Raw genomic sequence first — 21,905 nt, 5'->3', positions numbered from 1 at the left:
ATCGGTCACTCAACTTTTGCGGAGTACATCGTCATGTCGAACGCCCCTTATCCGCTGAACCGCACCGCTTATCTGCTGGTCGATCCGTACAACGATTTTCTCTCGGACAACGGCAAGGTCTTCCCCTTGATCAAGCCGATTGCCGAACAGGTCGGGCTGCTCGACAACCTGCGAGCCCTCGATGGCGCCGTACGAGCGCAGAACATTCCGGTGGTCATCGTGCCGCACCACCGCTGGGAACACGGCGACTACGAAGGCTGGGATCATCCAACACCGACCCAATGCAAAATCATGCACATGCACCACTTCGCACGCGGTGAATGGGGCGGCGAATGGCATCCCGATTTCGCGCCGAAGGACGGCGACATTGTCGTGCAGGAACATTGGGGCGCCAGTGGCTTTGCCAATACTGACCTTGATTTTCGCCTGAAGCAGAAAGGCATCACTCACGTCATCATCGTCGGCCTGCTCGCCAACACCTGCATCGAAGCGACCGCCCGCTACGCCTCGGAATTGGGCTACCACGTCACGCTGGTGCGCGATGCGACCGCCGCTTTCCGCGCGGAAATGATGCACGCCGCCCACGAGTTGAACGGGCCGACTTTCGCTCACTCAATTGTCACCACCCAGGAACTGATTGAGGCGTTGGCAGCGCAGGAGTAGCGGCGATGAACACCCATTTCGCCAGTTTGCCGAGGTGGTGCGTCAAGGCCGCTTTCTGCAATGGGCGATCGGCCCCGTCAAAAATGCACCTTGAGCAAGAGACTCAACGCGTTCTGGTCGGTAGGGAATCCGCTCGTGTCTTCAATCCCGTATTTATTCGACCAGTAATCCCACTCAAGTCCCGCATAAAAACGCTTTTGCTGTTGCCCCAGCGCCTTGCCCACGTCGTATTTGACTTGTGGGTTGAAGTGAAAGCTCCTGGCCACATAGTTGGAGGTGCCTTTGTTGCCGACGTCGTTGACGTACCACTCCAGATAGCCGTCGAAAAGAATGTCGGAGCGACCCACCGGGAGGGTCATGGACCAGGTCGGGTTGATCTGCCATTGACCTGAGGCCTTACCGGTGATGCCGTCGGGTTTGCGGTAGTAGGTATTCAGGGAAAAGCGATCAAAGCCTGGAAGCACGAGGTCGACAGCGGGGCCCAGCAGGTATTTGCGATTGCGGTTTTCACCGCGCTCGTAGGTGGCGGCGATGAGTACGTCCTTGACGATGCCATAGCTCAGGGAGCGGTCACTGATTTTGCCCAGCGACAGCCGTGGGGAGAATTCACCGTAGTAGGAATGGCCGTCGGCACCCGAGAGTCCACTGGACCATTTGTTGTCGACGAACATGAAGATATCGCCCCACGTCCAGCCGCTGGCGTGTTCGAAGCTCAGCGTTTGCTGAGTATCGTCGCCAGTGCCGTCGACTTTGAAATGCTGGCCGTAGAGGTAGCTCAAGCTGTTGTCGTTCCACAACAGAGGGCCAGCTTCGGCGCCGGCGCTGGCCAGAGCTAACAGCGGCGCCAGGCTGCGACGCAGCAGTGAAGGTGCAAGTAATGGAGTACGCGATGCGTTCATGGGCTGCCCTTGTCAGGTGATTGGCGGATATCACCGGCAAGGCATGCCCGAGCTGCGGATCAAGCAGCTGCTCTGGCCCTCAAATTAACGAGGGGCGACCCTTGCCGGGTGCGCGGCGTAATGCCGCCAGAGCAATGCCCTGCACCTCGGGTTCTGTTGAGAGCCCTCTGTGCTGACCGCTTCTACTCGACTCCGTTCTAAGCAGGGGTTGTGCCAACTGAGCGAATACAATCTTCAACCCTCCTTCAGCACAATCGATGCGTAAAACTGAATACTTTGCAGCCATCGGTTGCGCACCAGATTGAGGCGCGCCCACTTGAATTCGCACCGTTGCGAATCGCCTGCCCACCTCCTGCTGATTGCCTCGCCAGCCGGATCCCGTGAGGGCGGGCCTGCGACGGCTTGGCACACTTTTGGCTATGACTGCTTTCGAGTAGAAGCGGTCAGTGCCAGCAATGGCACCGGGCATTGCTCTTGCGCCCTCCCCTGTGGGCGTACGTCCGATTGGATGCTTGAACGCGGCGCCAGCGCCCCGGGCAAGAGAGAAGTGTCAGCCGTGTAACTACGCATACGCGCCTTCTCTCCTCCCTTGTTCTCTCCAATCGGTCCCGCGCTGGCGTGCCGATTGGCGCGCGGCGGTTTTCGAATCGTTGTGGAGAACACATCATGAAAATTCGCTTTGCCTTGGGTCAACCGCTTCGCTCGCTACTGGCCATGGCGCTTGTGCCCGCCGCCCTGATCGCGTCTCCACTGGCTTTGGCCAATGACAAGGTGGTGCTGCTCACTTCCTGGTATGCCCAAGCTGAACAGGGCGGTTTCTACCAGGCCCTGGCGGATGGACTGTATGAAAAAGAAGGCCTGGACGTGACCATCCGAATGGGTGGGCCGCAGGTCAATGGCATGCAGCTGCTGCTCAACAAGCAGGCCGATTTCATCGTCAACTACGACTTGCAGATTCTCAAAAGTGTGGAGCAAGGCCTGCCGGTGGTGGCCGTGGCCGCGCCCTTTCAAGGTGATCCTCAGGGTCTGCTGACGCATGCCGATGTGAGCGGCCTGGATGCGTTGCAGAACAAACAGGTGCTGGTGTCCACCTCCGGCCAGCAAACGTGGTGGCCGTGGCTCAAGGAAAAATATCAGCTCAAGGACAGCCAGGCCCGCCCCTACACCTTCAACCTGCAACCCTTCCTCGCGAACGCCAACACCACGCAGCAGGCCTATGCCAGCTCCGAGTTGTTCCAGGCGTTGAAGGCCGGGGAGAAAGCCAACTTCTTCCTGTTTGCCGACGCCGGTTACCCGCCCTACGGCTCGACCCTGGCCACTCGCCAGGACGTGATCGATCAGCATCCGGAGCGAGTCCAGCGCTTTGTTCGCGCCTCGATGGAGGGCTGGAAGCGCTACCTCGACAACCCGAGCGCCAACCACCTGATCAAGGCCGACAACCCGAACATGAGCGATGAATTGCTCGCCTGGGGCTTGTCGACGCTCAAGCAATATCGCCTGGTCACCGGTGGTGATGCCGCCACCCAAGGCATCGGCGTGATGAGCGATGCGCGCTGGCAGGCCACCCGAAACTTCATGGTCGACGCCGGCCTGCTCGGTGCCGATGCGCCTTGGCAGAAGGCCTACACCACGCGCTTCGTCGAGGATTTGAAGGTACTGCCTGGCGCCGAACAGTCCGCCAGCCGCTGAGCCTGATTGCAAGACTGCTGAACCCAGAGCCCGAGCCCAAGAGCCGGCTGAACGATTACCGTGAGGACACTTGTTATGTTGGTCACCAAACAACCTGTATTGCGCCGCTTCTGGTATGCCCTGCTGCCCATGACCGCGCTGGATGCCGGCCCGCAGTCCTTCACTTTACTGGGTGAGGCGCTGGTGCTGTGGAAGCGCCCCGACGGCACCCCGGTGGCCATGCGCGACCGTTGCTGCCACCGCACCGCCAAGCTCTCGAAAGGTTTTGTCAGCGAGGACGGCAACATCGCCTGCGGCTATCACGGCTGGGAATACGACTGCACCGGCACCTGCGTGAAGATCCCGCAAAACCCCGCTGGCATGATTCCGCCGGGCGCCTCGGTCCAGGCCTTTCACTGCCAGGAAAAATACGGCTACGCCTGGGTCGCCCTCGACGATCCTCTGCAACCAATCCCTGAGTTTCCCGAGGATGGCGCCCCGGGCTACCGGCGCATCTTCCAGTTTTATGAAGAGTGGAAAACCAGCCCGCTGCGGGTCATGGAAAACTCCTTTGACAACTCGCATTTTTCCTTCGTCCACAAAGCCAATTTCGGCCTTTTCGACCAGCCCGCGCCGGCCGGCTACGAGTTTCGCGAAACCGACTACGGCTTCGAGGCGGAGACTCGGGTGCCGATCCGCAATCCTGAGGAGAGCTATCGCATCACCGGCACCCGCGAGCCGATCACCCAGCGCCACCTGATCAACCGCTATTACCTGCCCTTCTCCCGGCGCTTTGGCTGCATGTACCCGGACAGCGGCATCCATCACATCATCTACAACTGCGCGACGCCCATAGAAGACGGGCGCCTGATGCTGGTCCAGTGGTTGTATCGCAATGACAGCGAAGAGCAATGCTCGACCCAGGAACTGATCGACTGGGACGCAGCGATCACCGCCGAAGACCGCGACATCCTCGAAGCCACCGATTACGACGCCTGTGTCGACACCCGCCGGCGAGTGGAACTGCACATGCCGTCGGACAAGCCTGGCCTGGTGATTCGTCGGCAATTGCTGGGCCTGCTCGAAGCTCATGGTGAAAGTGAAGTGTTCCTCAGCCGTTGAAGTCAGCGCCCCGGTGTGCCGGGGCTTTACCGCACGCTCATGACCTAAGGGGAGAGCGCTATGTTGATGCAAACCATAACTGGGGCCAACGCCCTGCCACAGGCATTGCCACGGGGCGACAGCGTCGGCGTGCAAACACCGCTGTTCGCCAATCAGGTGGAAAAAACCTACAGCAACGGCACCCAGGCCTTGAGCCGGGTGAAGCTGGCCATTCAGCGCGGCGAGTTCGTTTCATTGCTCGGCCCTTCGGGCTGCGGCAAGAGCACCCTGCTGAAAATGTTCGCCGGCCTCGAAAAACCCTCCGCCGGCCACGTGCGCTGGTGGGGCAAAGACAGCCCGGCGAGCCCGACCCAAGGGCAAAGCCTGGCGATGGTGTTCCAGGAGGCGACCCTGATGCCTTGGGTGAAGGTCAGCGACAACGTGCGCCTGCCGCTGGATCTGGCCAATATGCCCAAAACCCAGAGCCAGCCAAAAGTCGACGCAGCCCTTGCTCTTGTCGGCTTGGACCGCTTCAGCCAGGTGTACCCGCGGGAACTGTCCGGCGGCATGCAAATGCGCGCGTCCATCGCCCGGGCCTTGGCCACCGAGCCCAATCTGCTGCTGATGGACGAGCCCTTCGGCGCCCTGGATGAGTTCACCCGCAACAAGCTCGACAGCGACCTGCGTCAGCTGTGGGCTAGCCGCGACCTGACCGTGGTGTTCGTCACCCACAGCATTTTCGAGGCCGTCTACCTGTCATCGCGGGTGGTGGTGATGGGGGCGCGCCCGGGCCGAGTAATCGCCGACATCGAAATCGACGGCCCGTTGGAACGAGACGAGGCCTACCGCACCTCCCCGGCCTTTATCGCGCAGTGCGCACGTCTGTCCCGGCTGCTGGCCGAGGCCAATGGCGATCCTTGCTGACTTCACTGAGAGCCCGATCATGAACCCGTCCTTTACTCCCTGGTTACGTCACCCCACGGTGTTGCGCATCGTCTCGCCGCTGCTGCTCGGCGCGGTATTGCTGGGTCTGTGGCAATTGGCATGTGTGGCCTGGAAGGTGCCGGTGTATCTGGTGCCCTCCCCGGTCGATATCGGCCGCACCCTGATCAGCGATGGCCCGATGCTGTTCGGTGCATTGTGGATGACCTTGAAGATCACTTTTTTCTCGTTTGCCCTGGCGGTGCTTATCGGCACCTTGGCGGCCTTTGTGTTTGTGCAGAGCCGCGTGCTGGAAGCCAGCCTGTTTCCCTACGCCATCCTGTTGCAGGTGACGCCGGTGGTGGCCGTGGCACCGCTGATCATCATCTGGTGCAGCAACACCACGCTGGCGTTGATTATTTGCGCGACCCTGGTGGCGATTTTCCCGATCATCGCCAACACCGTACTCGGCCTGCGCAGCGTCAACCCCGGCCTGCTCAATCTGTTCCGCCTGAACCGCGCCAGCCGCTGGCAGGTGCTGTTGCGCCTGCGCATTCCCAGCGCCCTGCCGTGTTTTTTTGCCGGGCTGCGCATTGCCAGCGGGCTGGCGTTGATCGGCGCGGTGGTGGCGGAGTTCGTCGCCGGCACCGGGGGCACCGGTGCAGGGCTGGCGTATCAGATTCTCCAGGCCGGCTTTCAACTGAATATTCCAAGGCTGTTCGCTGCCCTGCTGCTGATCGCGTTGACCGGTGTCGCGTTATTCAGCCTGATGGCCGTGCTGGCCCGGTTGAGCCTGCGCAACTGGCACGAAAGCGAACTCGGCTGACCCTTGAATCCGCCGCAGGTGCGGCGTATGGAGCCTCACATGAAGATTCAAAATAGCTGGCTGGTACGTAACGCCAGCGCCATCCTCACCGGTTTGTCCGGCGCGGCGGCGCGCCACGCCGGGCCTGATATCCGTATCGTCGACGGCCACATCAGCGCCATCGGCGCCCTGCAACCCCAGCCCGGCGAGCGAGTGCTGGATGCCACCGATTGCGTGGTCTACCCGGCGTGGGTCAATACCCACCATCACCTGTTTCAGTCGCTGCTCAAAGGCATTCCCGCAGGTATCGACCAGAGCCTGGGAGCCTGGCTGGGTGCCGTGCCCTATCGCTATCGCGGCGCGTTTGACGAGCAAAGCTTTCGCCTCGCCGCGCGCATTGGCCTGGTCGAATTGGCACGATCCGGCTGCGCCACCGTCGCAGACCATCATTACCTGTACTTGCCGGGCATGGACTTTGACAGTGCCGAGGTGCTGTTCGAGGAAGCCGAACGGCTGGGGCTGCGGTTTGTCCTCTGCCGTGGCGGCGCCACTCAAGCACGGCAAGCCGAAGGCAAGTCCGTGGCTGGGCCGGAGACCCTGGAACAATACCTGGACGACGTCGAGCGTCTGGTACGGCGCTACCACGACCCGGCCGCCGATGCCTGGCGGCGGGTGGTGATGGCGCCCACCAGCCCGCCCTACTCCATGCCTGCCGAACACCTGCGCGAAACCGCCCGGGTCGCCCGGCGACTGGGCATTCGCCTGCACAGTCATCTGAGCGAAACCGTCGAATATCAAAATGAGGTGCAGCAACGCCACGGCATGTCTCCAGTGGCGTTCTGTGCCGAACACGAGTGGCTGGGGCCGGACGTGTGGTTCGCGCATTTGGTGAAACTCGACGCCGAGGAAATCCGCATGCTGGGGGCCAGCGGTACGGGCATTGCCCATTGCCCGCAAAGCAATGGCCGCCTGGGCAGTGGCATTGCCGATGTGGTGGCCATGGAGGCTGCGGGAATGCCAGTGTCGATTGGCGTGGATGGCGCCGCCTCCAACGAGGCCTGCGACATGATCAGCGAAACCCACGCCGCCTGGCTGATGCAACGGGCCAGACTTGGCGAACGGGCCCGCCCGCGTTATGCCGGCGGTGACGAGGAAGGCGGTGCCAGCGCGGCCACGGTGGAAGACGTGGTGCGCTGGGGTACGTCTGGCGGGGCTCGGGTGCTGGGGCTGGACGCCGTGGGCAGCGTGCAAGTGGGCATGGCGGCCGACCTGGCGATCTATCGCCTGGACCAGCCCCGATACTTCGGCCTGCATGACCCGGCGATCGGGCCGGTGGTGGGCGGAGGACGCCCGACCTTGCGCGCCTTGCTGGTCGGTGGGCGGTTGACCGTACAAGACGACCAGTTGCCTGACTTAGACCTGGCCGAACTCGGCGCCCAGGCCCGGGACGCGGTGCGACGGTTGCAGCAGGCCGCAGGCGTACGCTCATGAGCTGATCTCCCCGGCACGTGCTGCCGTGCCAATACTCGGCCGCATCAAATGTCTGGTAGATGGAAAAATACGGCAGTAATCGACTTGGGACTGTCATCAGACAGTTTTAGGGTCCCGGAAAAGAAAGCAGCGGACGGCGTATGACGAGGGGCTGCTACAACAATTGCTCGCGTAGAAAATTGATGAACGCCATCGTCCGCGCTGAACGTCGGCGCTCGCGGCTGAGTACCGCGCTGACAGGCAGCGCGCTGGTCTGATAGTTGTCGAGTACGGTACTTACCCTGCCCAGCTCGACATCAGCTGTGAACAGCCATTGCGGTGAGAGGGAAATACCCAGGCCGGAGAGCACCATTTCGCGGATGGCCTCGCTGCTGTTGCTGGTGACGTTGCCCTGGATACCTACATCGAACGCTTGGCCGAGGTGCGTAAAGGTCCAACGGTCGTAATGCTCCAGCAATGTGAAGGCGATGCAGTTGTGACCTGATAGTTCGCTGGGCTCACGTGGCACGCCGTGCAGAGCCACGTAACCGGGCGCGGCATAGACACGCCGTGGGCTATTGCCCAGTGGCAGTGCCACCAATCCCTCGCTCTTCACTACGCCAATGCGGATCGCCAGATCGATGTTTTCCTTGAGCAGGTCTTCATTGTGGTCACTCAGCCGCAGGTCAATCCGCACATCAGGATGGCGTTGCAGGAAAGTCCCTATGAGCGGTGCGATGCATAACCTTCCATAACTGACCGGGGCGGCGACTCGTAAAGGGCCGGCGATCTGCTCCTGGCCACTGGTAAAGCTTCGCGTAGCAGTTTCGACGTGGCCGAGAATTTCCTGGCAGTGGTCGTAGAAGCGTTGACCTTGGTCGGTCAGGGCCAAATGCCGAGTGCTGCGTGCGAACAATGGCCCACCCAGATACTGCTCCAGCGCGCGCACTTGCTTACTCACTGCCGGCTGCCCCATGTTCAGTTCACGGGCCACCGCCGAGAAAGACCCGCGCTCCACGACGCGAACAAAGACATGCATGCTGTCGAACAGATCCATCGACGATTGGTTCTCTTTGGGGAATAAGTCATATGCAAATTGGGTTTCTTATCGGAATGATTAAAGCGCGGCAATCTGTAAGCGTCCATCCCAACACAGGTTCCCGTCATGAAACATTCCATGCTTGCCGCCATCGCCGAGTCCGCTCAATCCCCGCTGGTCATCCGTTACATCGACCGCCCTGTTCCCGGTAAGGGGCAAGTACTGGTCAAGGTTCACGCCGCAGGGGTCAATCCGCTCGATACCAAAATTGCCGCCGGCGCAGGCGCTCACGCCCGCCAAACGCTGCCGGCGGTGCTCGGCCTTGATCTTGCCGGTACGGTGGTCGAAGTGGGCGAAGCGGTCGAGGGGTTCACCCAGGGCCAGGAAGTCTTCGGCATGCCCGGCGGGATCGGCGGAGCCCAAGGCACCATGGCCGAGTACATTGCCGTGGATGCCCGCCTTATCGCGGTCAAGCCACGCACCCTCAGCATGCGTGAGGCGGCTGCATTGCCTTTGGTATTCATTACCGCATGGGAAGGTCTGGTCGATCGCGCCAATGTCCGCTCCGGTCAGCGTGTCCTGATTCATGGCGGCGCGGGCGGGGTCGGCCAAGTGGCTGTGCAACTGGCAAAGGCTAGTGGTGCCGATGTCTACGCCACCGGTTCGGCGGGCAGTCTGGACTTCATACGCTCGCTGGGGGCTACAGCGATCGACTATCAGGCACAGAGCGTTGAGGATTATGTCGAGCACTACACCGCCGGCGAAGGGTTCGACATTGTCTACGACACCGTCGGCGGCAGCACGCTGGATGCATCATTCAAAGCCGTGAAAGCCTATACCGGGCACGTGCTGAGCTGCCTGGGCTGGGGCCAGCACAGCCTGGCACCGTTATCGTTCAAAAGTGCCACCTACTCGGGCGTCTTCACTCTGGCTCCGCTGCTCACCGGCAAAGGACGCGAACATCACGGCGCTATCCTGCGCGAGGCCGCTGCGTTGGCCAATGCGGGTCAACTGACAATCCGCGTGGATCAACAGCACTTTGCGCCGCAAGACGTCAACGAGGCATTTCGCCAAGTCGCCGAAGGCCGCGGCAAGGGCAAGACGGTCATCGAGTTTGTGGGTGCATAGTTCCTTGTGATCTCTTTAGAGCGCACTCGGCCAAAAGCGTGCGCAATGGTCCGCAACGTCCTCGCCGCCATTCTCCCAGCCAAAAGCGTCAAACACGTAGCACCCCACGAGTTGAACGGGCCGACCTTCGCTCATTCAATCGTGACCACCCAAGAATTGATTGACGCGCTGGCAGTGCAGGAGTAATGGCCGATGACCCTCATAGGATAGCTGATCGATCACCGGCCCATTTCTACACGGCCCAACAGGAGCAGCCCAAGGCACCAAAAAAACTTCGGGGGTCCGATACTGGAGCATTGGATCCCCATGCACCGGCATGATCGTGACCGTGCAGGCCGCAAAAGCTTGCGCAGCCGCACGAGGCCGCGACTTGGGCGCGCAGCGGAGCCAGCGAGTTTCTGCCTGCTCCGTCTGGGTCTCCCCAGGCGCCATAACCTTTAAAGGTACGCGTCGGCGACCAGTCAGGCATGGCGGGCGGTAGCGGGTTGTCGTCAAACCTGGCGAATTGGCCGGCCCCGTAAACCACGCGCCCGCCAACCACGGTCATATCGGCGGTAAGAAATGAAATCTCCTCTTCAGGCACAGAGAAGTAGTCCTTACTTGGCACAATCAGGTCAGCAAAGTGACCGGTCTGGATGCGACCACGTTTGCCCTCTTCGTTAGAAAACCAGGCGACATTCTCTGTCCACATCCGCAACGCCGCTTCGCGATCAAGCAGGTTTCGTTGAGGGTACAGATTCAGACCGCCCACCGTTTTACCGGTTACCATCCAGGATAGCGAAACCCAGGGGTTGTAGGAGGCAACCCGGGTGGCATCGGTGCCTGCAGACACTTTCACCCCTTTTTCCAGTATGCGCGCTACGGGCGGGGTCGCTTGCGCCGCACGGGCGCCGTAGCGCTCGACGAAGTACTCCCCCTGATAAGCCATACGATGTTGTACAGCGATGCCACCGCCGAGCGCGGCGATACGGTCGATCGATTTGTCCGAGATGGTTTCGGCATGATCAAAGAACCAATTGATGCCAGCGAGGGGGATGTCCTCGTTGACCTTCTCAAATACATCCAGCGCTCGGGTAATGGTTTCGTCGTAGGTGGCATGCAACCGCCACGGCCATCGGTTCTCTGCGAGGATGCGCACAACTTCCTCCAGTTCTCCCTCCATCTCGGGCTGCAGGTCCGGTCGCGGCTGGCGAAAATCTTCGAAGTCGGCAGCGGAAAACACCAACATTTCGCCCGCGCCGTTGTGACGGAAGTAGTCGTTTCCTTGCTTGTACTTAACGCTGGAGGTCCACTTGAGGAAATCCTCCTTCTCTTCCTTGGGTTTCTGAGTGAACAGGTTGTAAGCCAACCTGACCGTCATTTGCCCATCGTTGTCCAACTTCTGGATCACTGCGTAATCGTCGGGATAGTTTTGGAAACCGCCGCCCGCATCAATAAGCCCTGTCACACCCAAGCGATTGAGCTCGCGCATGAAATGGCGAGTGGAGTTGACCTGATAGTCGAAGGGCAACTTCGGTCCCTTGGCCAACGTGGCGTAAAGGATCGTCGCGTTGGGCGTGGCCAACAGCAGGCCCGTAGGCGCACCATTGGCATCGCGGTAAATTTTCCCGCCTGGTGGCTCGGGGGTATCTCGGGTGTAGCCGACCGCGCGCAAGGCCGCACCATTGAGCAAGGCCCGGTCATAGAGATGCAGAAGAAATACAGGTGTATCGGGCGCGATCGCATTGATCTCGGCTATGGTTGGCAAACGCTTTTCGACGAACTGGTGTTCAGTGAAGCCACCTACCACGCGCACCCACTGCGGTGCTGGTGTGTTAGCCACTTGGCGCTTGAGCATGTCCATGGCGTCAGCCAGTGAACGCACACCGTCCCAGCGCAATTCCAGATTGTAGTTAAGGCCGCCGCGGACCATGTGGGTATGGTTATCGACTAAGCCAGGGAGCACACAACGGCGCTTGAGGTCGACAACTTTTGTGGCTGAGCCAGCCAGCGCCATGACTTCCTGGTCTGACCCTACAGCCAGAAACTTGCCGTCTTTGATTGCAACGGCGTGGGCGACTGGGTTGGCGCGATCCAGTGTAGTGATCTCGCCATTGTGGAAAATGATGTCCGGAATGGAATCGGTCATATCGGGCCCTTCCCTACTTAGAGTTTCGGAAAAAGCGCTGCGTCCAAAGACACCCCCTAACGCTAAGGTGGAGGCGGCCTGGAGAAGTTTTCGGCGCGATGTCATAGGTAGAGGCCTCACAGATATAAAGCCCGTTTCCAGGGCCTTCAGGGAATAGCGAACCTTGAGAACCGGTTACTCACGTCTGACTGGACTTTTTAAACTGCATACATCCTCATGCTCCACCTCGTGTTTTGGACAATAACGCCGATGGGTGGAGCTATCGCGTCAGCGCTGCGCGACAGCTCTTGCATAACGGATTTATTTAGCAGGGTTTGGACCGATGTGCTCGCCATGTTGCACCCGCTCAGGCGCCTTATGCACCATGGTGTAGGCATAATCCACACCCATCCCGTAGGCGCCGGAATGTTCCTGCACGATCCCCATCACGGCTTCATAGGTCTCCTTGCGCGCCCAATCCCGCTGCCATTCGAGCAGCACCTGTTGCCAGGTAACCGGTACGATACCGGCCTGAATCATGCGGTCCATGGCGTAGTTGTGCGCGTCGATCGAGGTGCCACCCGAGGCGTCGGCAACCATATAGATTTCATAGTCTGTATCGCGCAGGCAGGACAGTGCGAAGGTCGTGTTGCAGACCTCGGTCCACAGGCCGGATACGACGATCTTCTTACGGCCGGCAATGGCGGACTCTGCCAGGGCATCACGAACGTTTTGGTCATCCCAGGAGTTCATTGAAGTACGTTCGAGGATTTTGTTCTGCGGATATACCGCTAGCAACTCGGGGTATGTATTACCAGAGAAACCCTCGGTTTCCACAGTCGTGATGGTGGTAGGTATGCCGAACGCTTTGGCAGCCTTGGCCAACCCCACGACATTATTTTTCAGCACCTGCCGATCTATCGACTGCACACCAAAGGCCATTTGGGGCTGGTGGTCGATGAAAATCACTTGGCTGTTTTGCGGGGTCAGTATTTCTAAGTACTTGTTGGACATGGCGGATTTCCTTTGGTAAGTAGAGCAATACGAAAGCGGCGTTATGCGTGGCTGCGCAAGCAGAACGCGACCCGTCCTGGTAGGGCTAAAAGCCACTTTCCGGACGAGTTCAGGGGTGCCGAAAAGCCCCTTGAATTTACGAATGCAGCATTGTTCAGCCGCGTTCGCGGGGTTCAGTTAAATGCCCGAAAAACGCTTGCCAAGCTGCTTTTGCAAGTGCACATCATCTGCGGCTAATTCGCTCCCACCTTGAAGGGAAGTGCATCTTTGGATGTCTTCACGGTCCATGAACCGGACTGCCGGAACGAACTGGCAGACGCGTAGGTATCTTCCATGAACTGGAAATAGGTCATCTTTCCATCCTGAACTTTCGCATGGATGGAAAACGGTGATGTGAACAGATGTCCGACCGCCACGGAGCGGTAGGTGAACTTACCGAAAATCGCGACATCTTCGCCGGAAGCGATTTTGGTAGTAATCGTAAAGTCTTCGATTTTCCAGTAGTTTGAGACCTGCAAAAACAAAGAGCTAAAGGCTTTGGGACCTTTGTTTGTGCCGGTCCACGGCATGATTTTTCTGAGTTCTGGATTGTCAAAGTTTAGAGAAACATAGGTGGCGTCTGGAGCTGCCAACCTCATTGCCGCGGCTTCGACTTTATCGGGTGCGGTATTGGCCAGGAATTCCACGACAACCGCTAGTGAAGCAGCAGATTGCGCTTCAGTAGCTGACTGCGCCGACGCTGGAGTGATTGTTACTAACCATGAGGCGAGCGCCATTGCTGCAGTGATCAATTTGATGCTTCGAGTATTCATGAACTCTCCATTTATGAGTACGATTTTGCGATTCGCGGTCATCCAACCCATGTTGCAAATTGCTACGCGTCGAAAAGCGACAATTGGTACTGGAGCAAGGGCTATGCCAATTTTATAAAACTTATATAAATCGATATTTATCAATGACATATAACTTAATGTGGTGTCGCGAGTATCGGGCTCGGAGTTTATCGAAGGGCTTGTTTGATCATTTGATGAAGTCTCGGCGAGGTTTTGTTGATTTGATCAATCCAGCTCGAGCGTGGTCCACGGTGAACCGCCAGGCGGCCACGCAAAGTCACTCAAGACTCTCGTCATGCAACAAGCCGCTTTTCTTCAGGCGATAGGCCAGTGCCGGCCGGGTCAAGCCGAGCATGCGAGCGGCTTGCGAGACGTTTTGGTGTGAAAGCTCCATGGCGCGGCGCATCAGCCGTTCTTCCACAGCATCCAGGCTGATGTTTTTATCAAAGATCTGCGTAACCCAATCGGGACAAGGTTCTTCACCGCCAGCCTGAACCAACGCGCCATCAGAGTTGAGACGATCACCGTGCGAATCGTCTGTTTTTGGGAAGACTGCAAAGAGTGCATCCTGGCCTATGGTCTCGTTGCTGTCGGTCAGGATGACGCCACGCTCAATCGTATTTTCCAATTCGCGAATATTCCCCGGCCAGGCGTAGCGGCGACACAATTCAAGAGCTTTGTCTGATAAACCCAGCGTTCGCTTGTGATATTGCAAGTGAAACTTGCTTATAAAGTGCTCGGCCAGCAGTGGCAGATCTTCAAGTCGCTCACGCAGTGGGGGAATCTGCACCGGAAACACATTCAAGCGGTAATAAAGATCGGCGCGAAACCGGCCCGCTTCGACGGCGTCGGCGAGGCTTTCATTGGTAGCAGCGATGACTCGCACATTGATCTTGCGGGTTCGGGAATCGCCTACCCGTTCCAGTTCACCCTCTTGCAGTACCCGAAGTAATGTCGCCTGCGCTCTGGGCGTCAGCTCCACCACCTCGTCTAGAAAAATCGTCCCTCCGTTGGCCCGTTCAAAGCGTCCTGGGCGGGTTTGATTGGCGCCGGTAAAAGCGCCTTTCTCAACACCAAACAATTCGGCTTCAATCAGGTCCTGAGGAATGGCAGCGCAGTTCACTGCGACAAACGCTTGCTCGGCGCGATCACTGCGCAGATGCACGCTCCGTGCGATGACCTCCTTGCCGACGCCAGTTTCTCCGAGCAGCAGGACGGAAATTTTTCCTTTGGCAGCCTTGTCGATCATCCGGCATACCTTCAAATAGGCAGGCGAGCGCCCTACTCCATAGAATTGAGCTTCCTGCTTCTCCAGGCTTCTACGCAGAGAGCTGATCTGTGATTGCAGTTCATACAGCTCCTCGATGATTGGATCGGCTTGAAAGTACTGTCTGAATTCTGCGGCGTTCTCCCATTCCTCGGCAGGTTTACCAATAATGATGCAGCGCTCATCCCCGCATCCGCGACAGGTCGTTTCTTGGATGATGATTTCGCGTTTCATGAATGAAGAACTGTAAGCACAGGCGTAGCCCAACAAAGACCAACAAACTGGTTCCTCCATCAGGCCGACTTCAGTCAGGCAAGTCTCGACCTCAAAGGAGTCAATCCATTCGAGCTCGCAATAAAAATGGCCGCTCTCCTGATCCAGCTCTAACTGAATGGGTTTCGCATTGACCATACCTTTGAGGGAATGCAGTTGCGGGCCGACCAGAAACATCTGCAACTGCGGACTGTCTGGTCTGAGCTTGCGGGCCATTTCCGCATCCTTGAGTCCAGACTGGTAGCCAAGGCGCAAGAAGAACCCCTTGGCGCGGTCGACGCCGAGGCTATTGATGAGTTCACGGCGAAAATTAGCCATCGCCGATACCTGCATCAACAACATGCGCTGCTCGCCAAACCAGATCTTGCCTTCCGTGCTTTGAAAACGAACCTGGTCGCTCAGGTCGTGAAAGCCGGAATAGTGGAGCTCAGGGTTGTAACTGACAGCCATTGAGAGAGACCTCGATTATTGTTTTGAGCGGTCTTGATCAAGCTGTGGCGCCGAGTGAAAGCACCGAAACAATCGATCGCGATATGAAGGGATTTTAGTGCATTGCTACGCAGAGCCAGCGGGCCTCCCGATGCAAAGACATGACGGTGCACGGGCTTCGCGGGCAGATGAAGGCAGTTACCAAGCGCCAAAGTCACAGCCAGGCTTAATGTTGGTGATCTGGCCCGAGCCGGCCATGTGCTGTGTTGGACTAGGTATTGGTCATTCGCAATATCCCAGCAGATTGCGAATGCACGCCTTCAGTATCGGCCGTCGATGAACGCGGGAATGGGGCGCCTCCCTGGCAAAGCGGTACTTCATTGGTCCCTCACTCCCGTGCTGATCAACCTTCAGCGGGTACCGGCGTGTCGAGCAATTGCTGCTCCCACAGATAAGCAATGCCGCTACCTGCAGCATGCTGGAGAAGCACATCGGTTACAGCGCCTGCCGTATCGAGGCGCGCCCAGTCGCGTTGCCATTCAGCCATGACTGCCAACCAGGTCATGACATTTGCCCCGGCGCCGACCATGCGTTGGATGGCGACTTGATGGGCTTCGACCGAAACGCCACCGCACGCGTCGGTGACCACGGTAACGTCCCAGCCCTCGCCTAGTGCTTGAATCGCTGGCATGGCGACGCAGACCTCAGTCCACAGGCCAGCCAGGACCAATTGCTTGCGGCCTGTTGCCTTGACCGCGTCCACTACTTTCTTGTCTTCCCAAGTATTGATGAGCGTTCGGTCAATCACCTCCTGACCGGGGAAAACGTCGGTGATTTGCGGAAAGATCCAACCGCCACGCTCGGCAATCACACTGGTCAGAATGGTCGGGACGTTAAACGCCTTCGCAGCCTTCGCCAATGCTGTCGCACAGTTGACCGCTGCGTGCGGATCGTGGCTATTGAGATTGGTGAGTTGAAAAGGCTGGTGGTCGATCAACACAAGTACGGAGTCTTCTGGACGAAGAAGCGAAGCAAGACCGTTACGAAAAGCCATTAATCCATCCTCTTGTTGCCGTGGGTTGGCACGTTTATTTGCGGGATCAGTTTCCGTGCAGCGCGCCTTATGAGCGGCGATGCCTCATGCACTGTGCAGCGCCCTCAAACCTTCGGGTAGTAGCAGCGAATGACTAACTGTGTCGCGGAATGAGGAACGCCACGGTTTTTGCTGCCATTCTCTGGCGATGGCTTCACGGCTTCATGACGACGCGCCCCAGCGGTTTGCTTCGCTCCGCGAAGTCATGCGCAGCAGCCTGCGATAGGGTAAAGGCCCGTTCAATGACAACCCGTATACGCCCCCGCAATACATCCTGTAGCAGCTTGTCGACACTCGCACGCACTGCCGGCCGCTCGAAAAGCGGCCCCATGTACGCACAGATCAGGACGTCCCCGGGAACCGCTATTGGCGCCAAGGCGCGAACTCCGTAATGTGCAGTTCAGATGTACGTTCTGGTAGTCGCATTCCGTGCGTAGCTGCGTGACAAAAAAAGGAACGTGGAAATGGATATAGAAGAGCTTGAAACCTTTGTAGAAGTGGCCGATGCCGGCGGCATTTCCCGTGCGGCAACGCGCCTGGGCACGTCGAAATCTATCGTCAGTCGCCGGCTTGCCCGCCTGGAAGCAGAGCTGGGCGTGCAACTGATGGCGCGTACCACCCGCGGTGCGGCCCTTACCGAAGCTGGGGCGACCTTCCGCGACTACGCCGCCAGAATATGCGCTGAGGCCGAGTCGGCACGCGATGCGATCTTGCCTTCCGGCGAGCTTTGTGGCCGCCTGCGGATCGCCGCGCCCCTGACTTTGGGGCCAATACATTTCGCGCCGATCCTCGCGGAAATGGCCAGGCGTCACCCACAGCTTCATGTGCAAACGAACTACACCGATCGTTTCGTTGACCTCATCGCCGAGGGGTATGACTGCGCGATACGGGTGGGCTACCTGCCCGATTCCAACATGATCGCCCGGTGTATCGGACCGATCTTTGGCCAATTGGTGGCAAGCCCCGTCTATATCAAGGCGCATGGAGCGCCCGAAACACCCGACGAAGTCGTCAGCCACCAAGCACTGATGCAAGGCAATGAATCGTGGTCATTCATGGATGGTGACACGATGGTTACGGTGCGCCCACAGGGAACGTTCAAAGCCGACAATGGCACCGCATTGCTGGCCGCAGCTTTGGCCGGCATCGGCATTGCCTGGTTACCTGACTGGGTCACGCATGAGCATTTGGCGAGCGGCGCACTTGTAGCGATCATGACGGATTATCCGCCGCCTCCAGCAGGCGCTTATGTAGTTCGACCGCCAGGCCAGCACCCTGCGCGAAAGATAAGGGTGCTCACCGAATTGCTGCTTGAATACTGCGACCAGGCGGCACATATTCCTGAGTCGCCACAGAGCTGAAAGACCCGATTGCAAGCTCCCTTCGAGTGAGTCCTGAAAGCAAAGTATGGATACCAGGCTTACTTATTGATCCATCAGAGCTATCGCGGCTAATACGTCCAGTCCTGATCAGCGCACCCGAATATTTCTCCAAAGTTTCATTCCTCACTCGCGAATAACGCCAACACCCGGTTGGATGTTCCGATTTGTGCGACACAGTAATACAACCCACGAGACTACAAACCAAGGAACTGGATCCCTAATATCCGCCCCCGTATCGGCACGCTTGCACCATCCCTGGTGAATGCGCGCGGCCAAATAACTGCATGCCAGACAGGTGAGTAATGATCGATTTGGAAGGAAAACGTGCGTTGGTGACGGGAGGAGCTCGCGGGATCGGCGCCGCTATCGCAGTGGCACTGGCAGAGAATGGCGCCGATGTTGCGTTCACCTACCAGCAGTCGACGGAAAAAGCTGAGGCAGTGGCCAAATTCATCGCTGATAAAGGGCGTCGTGCTATCGCGATTCAAGCCGACAGTGCCAACCCGCAAGCCATTGAATGCGCAGTCGCGCAGGCCATCTCGACGCTGGGCGGCCTCGATATTCTCGTCAATAGCGCGGCTATCGGCTTGAACGGAATGATCGCCGACATTGATGTAGACGACTATCAAGCACTGATGGATATCAACGTGCGAGGCCCCGTCCTGTTCGCAAAGGCGGTCATCCCGCATCTGCCCGCTGGCGGAAGAATCATCACAATTGGCTCGGGACTGGCAGAGCGGGTGCCCTTTGCGGGTGTAACAGCCTATGCAATGTCCAAGTCGGCGTTGCTCGCATTCACCCGGGGTTTGTCACGTGAACTCGGCCACACCGGCATAACCGTTAATCTTGTTCAGCCGGGATCGGTCGACACCGACGCAAATCCAGCCGACGGCCCCGCCGGCGACTTTCAGCGGAGCCTGTCGTCCTTGGGACGTTTTGGCGAGCCTCGCGAGGTTGCGAGTGCGGTGGTCTATCTGGCCAGTCCTGCCGCGAGCCTGATCACTGGCGCCATCCTGACCGTGGACGGCGGTGCGATCGCTTGACTAACGCTCAGGCAGCTGTCCGCAGTGGACGGCAGCCATGGACTGTTGGTCAGGGGTTGAAACGCACTAATGGCCATTTGCAGAGGCAGGAAGCATTGGATATTGATGATCTTCGAACCTTCGTCGAGGTAGCCGACGCGGGCGGTGTTTCGTCGGCGGCCCGGCGACTGGGTGTTGCGAAATCGATAATAAGCCGCAGGCTTCTGAAGCTGGAAACCCAACTGGGTGTGCAGCTATTGGCCAGGACAACCCGTGGTGCTGCTGTCACCGAAGCGGGAGCCGCCTTGCGAGAGTATGCGGCGCGGATCGTCGCTGAGTTTGACGCGGCAAGGGACGCCATTGTTCCAGATGGAGACCTTCGAGGCCGCTTCCGGATCGCAGCACCGATCTCGTACGGCCCGACACATATTGCCCCCGTGCTTGCTGAAATGGGGCGACGCCACCCTCTCCTGCACATTCATGCAAGTTACAGCGATCGTATCGTCGATCTGATTGGCGAGGGCTTCGATTGTGCTATTCGGGTCGGCCATTTACAGAGCTCCAATTTCATCGCAAAGCGTGTGGGCAGCATTCACGGCAAACTCGTGGCAAGCCCAGGCTATGTGAATACACATGGAGCGCCAGAGGCTCCCCACGAGATTCTTACGCATGAATCTCTTATGCAAGGTGCGGAAACCTGGCGGTTTATGGATGGCCAAAAGTCCATCATGGTTAATCCCCAAGGGCGCTTCAAGGCTGACAATCCTGTCGCGCTCGCCGTGGCAGCCGTTGCAGGTCTGGGTCTAGGGTACCTTTCTGACAGCGTCATCGACGAGCACATCAAATCTGGCGCATTGGTGTCCGTCATGCACAGATATCCCCCTGTTCCGGCGGGTATTTACATTGTTCGCCCCCAAAGCCAGCACCCTGCGCGAAAGATACGGGTGCTGACGGACATGCTGGTCGATTGGTTCGCAGATGTGAGCCCGGGCAACGTCCTCTCCCTTTAGAAGGCAAGCCACTCGGGACGGCGAGCGTTCAATCTATCCAATTGCCGGACGCATCTTCCACTCATAGTTCCTGCACAACCATGCCATTCGCCTGCATGCAGGCGCTGAGCTGCGCATGTTTGCCTAAGATCAATCGCCTGAGTAGAATGCGATTCATTATCAATCATGTATGTCCCGGGATGCCGATGCGTAGCGACGAAACACTAGGTACTGCAGATCCAGGGCTGCTCTATCGCACCCACTTCTCGTGGTTACAGGGCTGGCTGATCCGGCGCATCGGCTGTCGCGACAACGCCGCAGATCTGGCGCAGGACACTTTCGTCCGTGTGCTCAAACACCGTCACCAGTCCGGCGCCCTGCGCGAGCCACGCGCCTATTTGAGCAGCATTGCCCGCGGTCTGATGATTGATCAGTATCGTCGTCGCGAACTCGAACGTGCCTACCTGGAAAGCATCACCTTGCTGCCTCAACACGAGGTTCCATCGGAAGAAAGCCGGCTGATGATTCTCGATGCGCTCGAGCGCATAGACCGTCTGCTCGACTCGCTCAAACCAAGAGTACGCCAGGCGTTTTTATTTGCCCGACTCGACGGTCTGACCTGCGCGCAAATCGCCGAAAAGCTCGGAGTTTCCCGCGCGACGGTGGAACGCGACCTGGCCACAGCCCTGCAACATTGCTATCGCTTGCGTTATGTCGAGGCCTGAGCCCGAGGCGCTGGATCCGGCCATTGTCGAGCAGGCGATCCAATGGCTGGTGCGCCTTCGCTTCAATCAAGCCGATGAACAGACACAGCGCACTTTCGAGCACTGGCTGCAGCAGCGCCCGGAGCATGCGTTGGCGTGGCAGCGTGTGGAAACGCTTGGCGATGAATTCGAAGGCGTGCCAGCTCAACTGGCTCGACAAACCCTTAAGGGCGCCCAACATGGAATGCGCCGGCGGGAAAGCCTGAAGCTACTGGGCGTATTGGCGACGGTCGGCACGGCAGCCTGGCTCGGCCGCGACTACACCCCCCTGCCCTCCATGCTTGCACAGCAGCGCAGCAGCACCGGCGAGCAACGACGTTTCCAACTCGATGATGGCAGCCTTATCCAGCTCAATAGCGATAGCGCCGTCGACAGCGATTTCGACGCCCAGCGACGCCTGATCATCCTGCGCCGTGGTGAAATCATCGTGAATGTCGGTGCGGATCAACACTCGCCGCAAGCGCGACCGTTGTGGGTGCAATCACGCGACGGGATTATGCGAGCCCACAGCTCGCGCTTTCTGGTCCGCGAGCGTGACGACGGTACTCTGGTCGCAGCCCAGGAAGGATCAGTCACGGTTTTCCCCGGTTCCGGTCAAGCGTCTGCGAGCCGCAACGTCCTGGCAGGAAACCAACTGCTGTTCACCTCAGGTGACACCCGAACGTTCAGGGACAACGGCCTTGATCTATGGGCTTGGGGTGACGGTGTGATCAGTGCGAACCATATGCGCCTTGGTGACTTTATCGCAGAGTTGTCGCGTTATCGCCCAGGAGTCTTGCGCTGCGCCGAAGACGTCGCTGATCGTCGCGTTTCCGGCACTTTCCAGCTCGCCGACAACGATCGGGTCCTGGCATTGATCGCGCAGTCACTGCGCCTGCACATTGATTACCGAACCCGTTATTGGGTCACCGTAACCGCTGCCACCTGACTCCACCCGAATATTTTTTTGCCACCTGAAAAATAATGAGGTGGTTTCTCATTCTCGTTCGACCTGTAAGGAAGGCCGGAATACAGGCCAGTCTGCCGATGTCCTTTCTT

General features: G+C 58.6%; 19 protein-coding genes and 1 pseudogene. 13 read left to right on the top strand and 7 right to left on the bottom strand.

The window, feature by feature from the left end:
* Positions 1–33: 33 nt before the first annotated feature.
* On the top strand, positions 34–663 hold the full coding sequence (locus AB4N53_RS06755; protein ID WP_460119228.1) for a cysteine hydrolase family protein: 630 nt from the start codon (positions 34–36) through the stop codon (positions 661–663).
* A 77-nt stretch (positions 664–740) separates the two neighbouring features.
* Here AB4N53_RS06755 and AB4N53_RS06750 read toward each other — a convergent pair whose 3' ends face one another.
* Positions 741–1,562 (bottom strand): outer membrane protein OmpK, encoded by an 822-nt coding sequence (locus AB4N53_RS06750; protein ID WP_460119226.1) that lies wholly within the window; start codon positions 1,560–1,562, stop codon positions 741–743.
* Positions 1,563–2,228: 666 nt separating this feature from the next.
* On the opposite strand from AB4N53_RS06750, the gene AB4N53_RS06745 reads away from it, so the two are divergent.
* The 5 genes from AB4N53_RS06745 to AB4N53_RS06725 all read left to right on the top strand — a co-directional run bounded on the left by AB4N53_RS06745 (position 2,229) and on the right by AB4N53_RS06725 (position 7,548).
* Complete coding sequence (locus tag AB4N53_RS06745; protein WP_212616343.1) at positions 2,229–3,251, top strand: ABC transporter substrate-binding protein; 1,023 nt, start codon at positions 2,229–2,231, stop codon at positions 3,249–3,251.
* A gap of 75 nt (positions 3,252–3,326) precedes the next feature.
* Positions 3,327–4,352 carry an aromatic ring-hydroxylating dioxygenase subunit alpha gene (locus tag AB4N53_RS06740; protein WP_460119223.1) on the top strand — a complete coding sequence of 342 codons (1,026 nt, stop codon included), beginning with the start codon at positions 3,327–3,329 and terminating at the stop codon, positions 4,350–4,352.
* A gap of 60 nt (positions 4,353–4,412) precedes the next feature.
* Positions 4,413–5,255 carry an ABC transporter ATP-binding protein gene (locus tag AB4N53_RS06735; protein WP_460119221.1) on the top strand — a complete coding sequence of 281 codons (843 nt, stop codon included), beginning with the start codon at positions 4,413–4,415 and terminating at the stop codon, positions 5,253–5,255.
* Between the two features lie 19 nt (positions 5,256–5,274).
* Positions 5,275–6,078: an ABC transporter permease gene (locus AB4N53_RS06730; RefSeq protein WP_056786061.1), complete on the top strand. Its 804-nt coding sequence runs from the start codon at positions 5,275–5,277 to the stop codon at positions 6,076–6,078.
* Between the two features lie 39 nt (positions 6,079–6,117).
* Positions 6,118–7,548: an amidohydrolase family protein gene (locus tag AB4N53_RS06725; protein ID WP_460119218.1), complete on the top strand. Its 1,431-nt coding sequence runs from the start codon at positions 6,118–6,120 to the stop codon at positions 7,546–7,548.
* 154 nt (positions 7,549–7,702) lie between these two features.
* Here AB4N53_RS06725 and AB4N53_RS06720 read toward each other — a convergent pair whose 3' ends face one another.
* Positions 7,703–8,584 carry a LysR family transcriptional regulator gene (locus tag AB4N53_RS06720; RefSeq protein WP_460119217.1) on the bottom strand — a complete coding sequence of 294 codons (882 nt, stop codon included), beginning with the start codon at positions 8,582–8,584 and terminating at the stop codon, positions 7,703–7,705.
* Between the two features lie 108 nt (positions 8,585–8,692).
* On the opposite strand from AB4N53_RS06720, the gene AB4N53_RS06715 reads away from it, so the two are divergent.
* Together AB4N53_RS06715 and AB4N53_RS06710 are read left to right on the top strand one after the other, a co-directional pair.
* Positions 8,693–9,694 carry a zinc-dependent alcohol dehydrogenase family protein gene (locus AB4N53_RS06715; RefSeq protein WP_460119215.1) on the top strand — a complete coding sequence of 334 codons (1,002 nt, stop codon included), beginning with the start codon at positions 8,693–8,695 and terminating at the stop codon, positions 9,692–9,694.
* A gap of 45 nt (positions 9,695–9,739) precedes the next feature.
* Positions 9,740–9,880: pseudogene (locus AB4N53_RS06710) on the top strand (cysteine hydrolase); the annotation flags it as partial.
* A 46-nt stretch (positions 9,881–9,926) separates the two neighbouring features.
* On the opposite strand, the gene AB4N53_RS06705 reads toward AB4N53_RS06710, so the two are convergent.
* From AB4N53_RS06705 to AB4N53_RS06685, 5 genes are all read right to left on the bottom strand, one after another.
* Positions 9,927–11,927 carry an amidohydrolase gene (locus tag AB4N53_RS06705; RefSeq protein ID WP_460119213.1) on the bottom strand — a complete coding sequence of 667 codons (2,001 nt, stop codon included), beginning with the start codon at positions 11,925–11,927 and terminating at the stop codon, positions 9,927–9,929.
* A 195-nt stretch (positions 11,928–12,122) separates the two neighbouring features.
* Positions 12,123–12,815 carry a hydrolase gene (locus AB4N53_RS06700; protein WP_071172469.1) on the bottom strand — a complete coding sequence of 231 codons (693 nt, stop codon included), beginning with the start codon at positions 12,813–12,815 and terminating at the stop codon, positions 12,123–12,125.
* A 233-nt stretch (positions 12,816–13,048) separates the two neighbouring features.
* Complete coding sequence (locus tag AB4N53_RS06695) at positions 13,049–13,627, bottom strand: nuclear transport factor 2 family protein (protein ID WP_016774755.1); 579 nt, start codon at positions 13,625–13,627, stop codon at positions 13,049–13,051.
* 298 nt (positions 13,628–13,925) lie between these two features.
* Complete coding sequence (locus AB4N53_RS06690) at positions 13,926–15,638, bottom strand: sigma 54-interacting transcriptional regulator (protein ID WP_324175087.1); 1,713 nt, start codon at positions 15,636–15,638, stop codon at positions 13,926–13,928.
* Positions 15,639–16,020: 382 nt separating this feature from the next.
* On the bottom strand, positions 16,021–16,671 hold the full coding sequence (locus tag AB4N53_RS06685; protein ID WP_071172471.1) for a hydrolase: 651 nt from the start codon (positions 16,669–16,671) through the stop codon (positions 16,021–16,023).
* Positions 16,672–17,174: 503 nt separating this feature from the next.
* Here AB4N53_RS06685 and AB4N53_RS06680 point away from each other — a divergent pair.
* From AB4N53_RS06680 to AB4N53_RS06660, 5 genes are all read left to right on the top strand, one after another.
* Complete coding sequence (locus tag AB4N53_RS06680) at positions 17,175–18,071, top strand: LysR family transcriptional regulator (protein ID WP_016774759.1); 897 nt, start codon at positions 17,175–17,177, stop codon at positions 18,069–18,071.
* Between the two features lie 323 nt (positions 18,072–18,394).
* Positions 18,395–19,135, top strand: coding sequence for an SDR family NAD(P)-dependent oxidoreductase (locus AB4N53_RS06675; protein ID WP_460119210.1), 741 nt, complete (start codon positions 18,395–18,397; stop codon positions 19,133–19,135).
* 95 nt (positions 19,136–19,230) lie between these two features.
* Positions 19,231–20,124 carry a LysR family transcriptional regulator gene (locus AB4N53_RS06670; RefSeq protein ID WP_460119208.1) on the top strand — a complete coding sequence of 298 codons (894 nt, stop codon included), beginning with the start codon at positions 19,231–19,233 and terminating at the stop codon, positions 20,122–20,124.
* Between the two features lie 185 nt (positions 20,125–20,309).
* Positions 20,310–20,828 carry a sigma-70 family RNA polymerase sigma factor gene (locus AB4N53_RS06665; protein WP_051600722.1) on the top strand — a complete coding sequence of 173 codons (519 nt, stop codon included), beginning with the start codon at positions 20,310–20,312 and terminating at the stop codon, positions 20,826–20,828.
* Positions 20,815–21,795, top strand: coding sequence for a FecR domain-containing protein (locus AB4N53_RS06660; RefSeq protein WP_460119206.1), 981 nt, complete (start codon positions 20,815–20,817; stop codon positions 21,793–21,795). The genes AB4N53_RS06665 and AB4N53_RS06660 overlap by 14 nt, the downstream gene beginning before the upstream one ends.
* The last annotated feature ends 110 nt before the right edge of the window (positions 21,796–21,905 follow it).

The organism is Pseudomonas sp. H3_E04, assembly GCF_054668915.1.
This window is presented reverse-complemented; position numbering and strand designations above follow the sequence as displayed.

What these genes read in the sequence shown, in the direction of transcription:
- AB4N53_RS06755 (WP_460119228.1), top strand. Translation starts at nt 34, where the DNA reads ATGTCGAACGCCCCTTATCCGCTGAACCGCACCGCTTATCTGCTGGTC.
- AB4N53_RS06750 (WP_460119226.1), bottom strand. Translation starts at nt 1,562, where the DNA reads ATGAACGCATCGCGTACTCCATTACTTGCACCTTCACTGCTGCGTCGC.
- AB4N53_RS06745 (WP_212616343.1), top strand. Translation starts at nt 2,229, where the DNA reads ATGAAAATTCGCTTTGCCTTGGGTCAACCGCTTCGCTCGCTACTGGCC.
- AB4N53_RS06740 (WP_460119223.1), top strand. Translation starts at nt 3,327, where the DNA reads ATGTTGGTCACCAAACAACCTGTATTGCGCCGCTTCTGGTATGCCCTG.
- AB4N53_RS06735 (WP_460119221.1), top strand. Translation starts at nt 4,413, where the DNA reads ATGTTGATGCAAACCATAACTGGGGCCAACGCCCTGCCACAGGCATTG.
- AB4N53_RS06730 (WP_056786061.1), top strand. Translation starts at nt 5,275, where the DNA reads ATGAACCCGTCCTTTACTCCCTGGTTACGTCACCCCACGGTGTTGCGC.
- AB4N53_RS06725 (WP_460119218.1), top strand. Translation starts at nt 6,118, where the DNA reads ATGAAGATTCAAAATAGCTGGCTGGTACGTAACGCCAGCGCCATCCTC.
- AB4N53_RS06720 (WP_460119217.1), bottom strand. Translation starts at nt 8,584, where the DNA reads ATGGATCTGTTCGACAGCATGCATGTCTTTGTTCGCGTCGTGGAGCGC.
- AB4N53_RS06715 (WP_460119215.1), top strand. Translation starts at nt 8,693, where the DNA reads ATGAAACATTCCATGCTTGCCGCCATCGCCGAGTCCGCTCAATCCCCG.
- AB4N53_RS06705 (WP_460119213.1), bottom strand. Translation starts at nt 11,927, where the DNA reads ATGACATCGCGCCGAAAACTTCTCCAGGCCGCCTCCACCTTAGCGTTA.
- AB4N53_RS06700 (WP_071172469.1), bottom strand. Translation starts at nt 12,815, where the DNA reads ATGTCCAACAAGTACTTAGAAATACTGACCCCGCAAAACAGCCAAGTG.
- AB4N53_RS06695 (WP_016774755.1), bottom strand. Translation starts at nt 13,627, where the DNA reads ATGAATACTCGAAGCATCAAATTGATCACTGCAGCAATGGCGCTCGCC.
- AB4N53_RS06690 (WP_324175087.1), bottom strand. Translation starts at nt 15,638, where the DNA reads ATGGCTGTCAGTTACAACCCTGAGCTCCACTATTCCGGCTTTCACGAC.
- AB4N53_RS06685 (WP_071172471.1), bottom strand. Translation starts at nt 16,671, where the DNA reads ATGGCTTTTCGTAACGGTCTTGCTTCGCTTCTTCGTCCAGAAGACTCC.
- AB4N53_RS06680 (WP_016774759.1), top strand. Translation starts at nt 17,175, where the DNA reads ATGGATATAGAAGAGCTTGAAACCTTTGTAGAAGTGGCCGATGCCGGC.
- AB4N53_RS06675 (WP_460119210.1), top strand. Translation starts at nt 18,395, where the DNA reads ATGATCGATTTGGAAGGAAAACGTGCGTTGGTGACGGGAGGAGCTCGC.
- AB4N53_RS06665 (WP_051600722.1), top strand. Translation starts at nt 20,310, where the DNA reads ATGCGTAGCGACGAAACACTAGGTACTGCAGATCCAGGGCTGCTCTAT.
- AB4N53_RS06660 (WP_460119206.1), top strand. Translation starts at nt 20,815, where the DNA reads ATGTCGAGGCCTGAGCCCGAGGCGCTGGATCCGGCCATTGTCGAGCAG.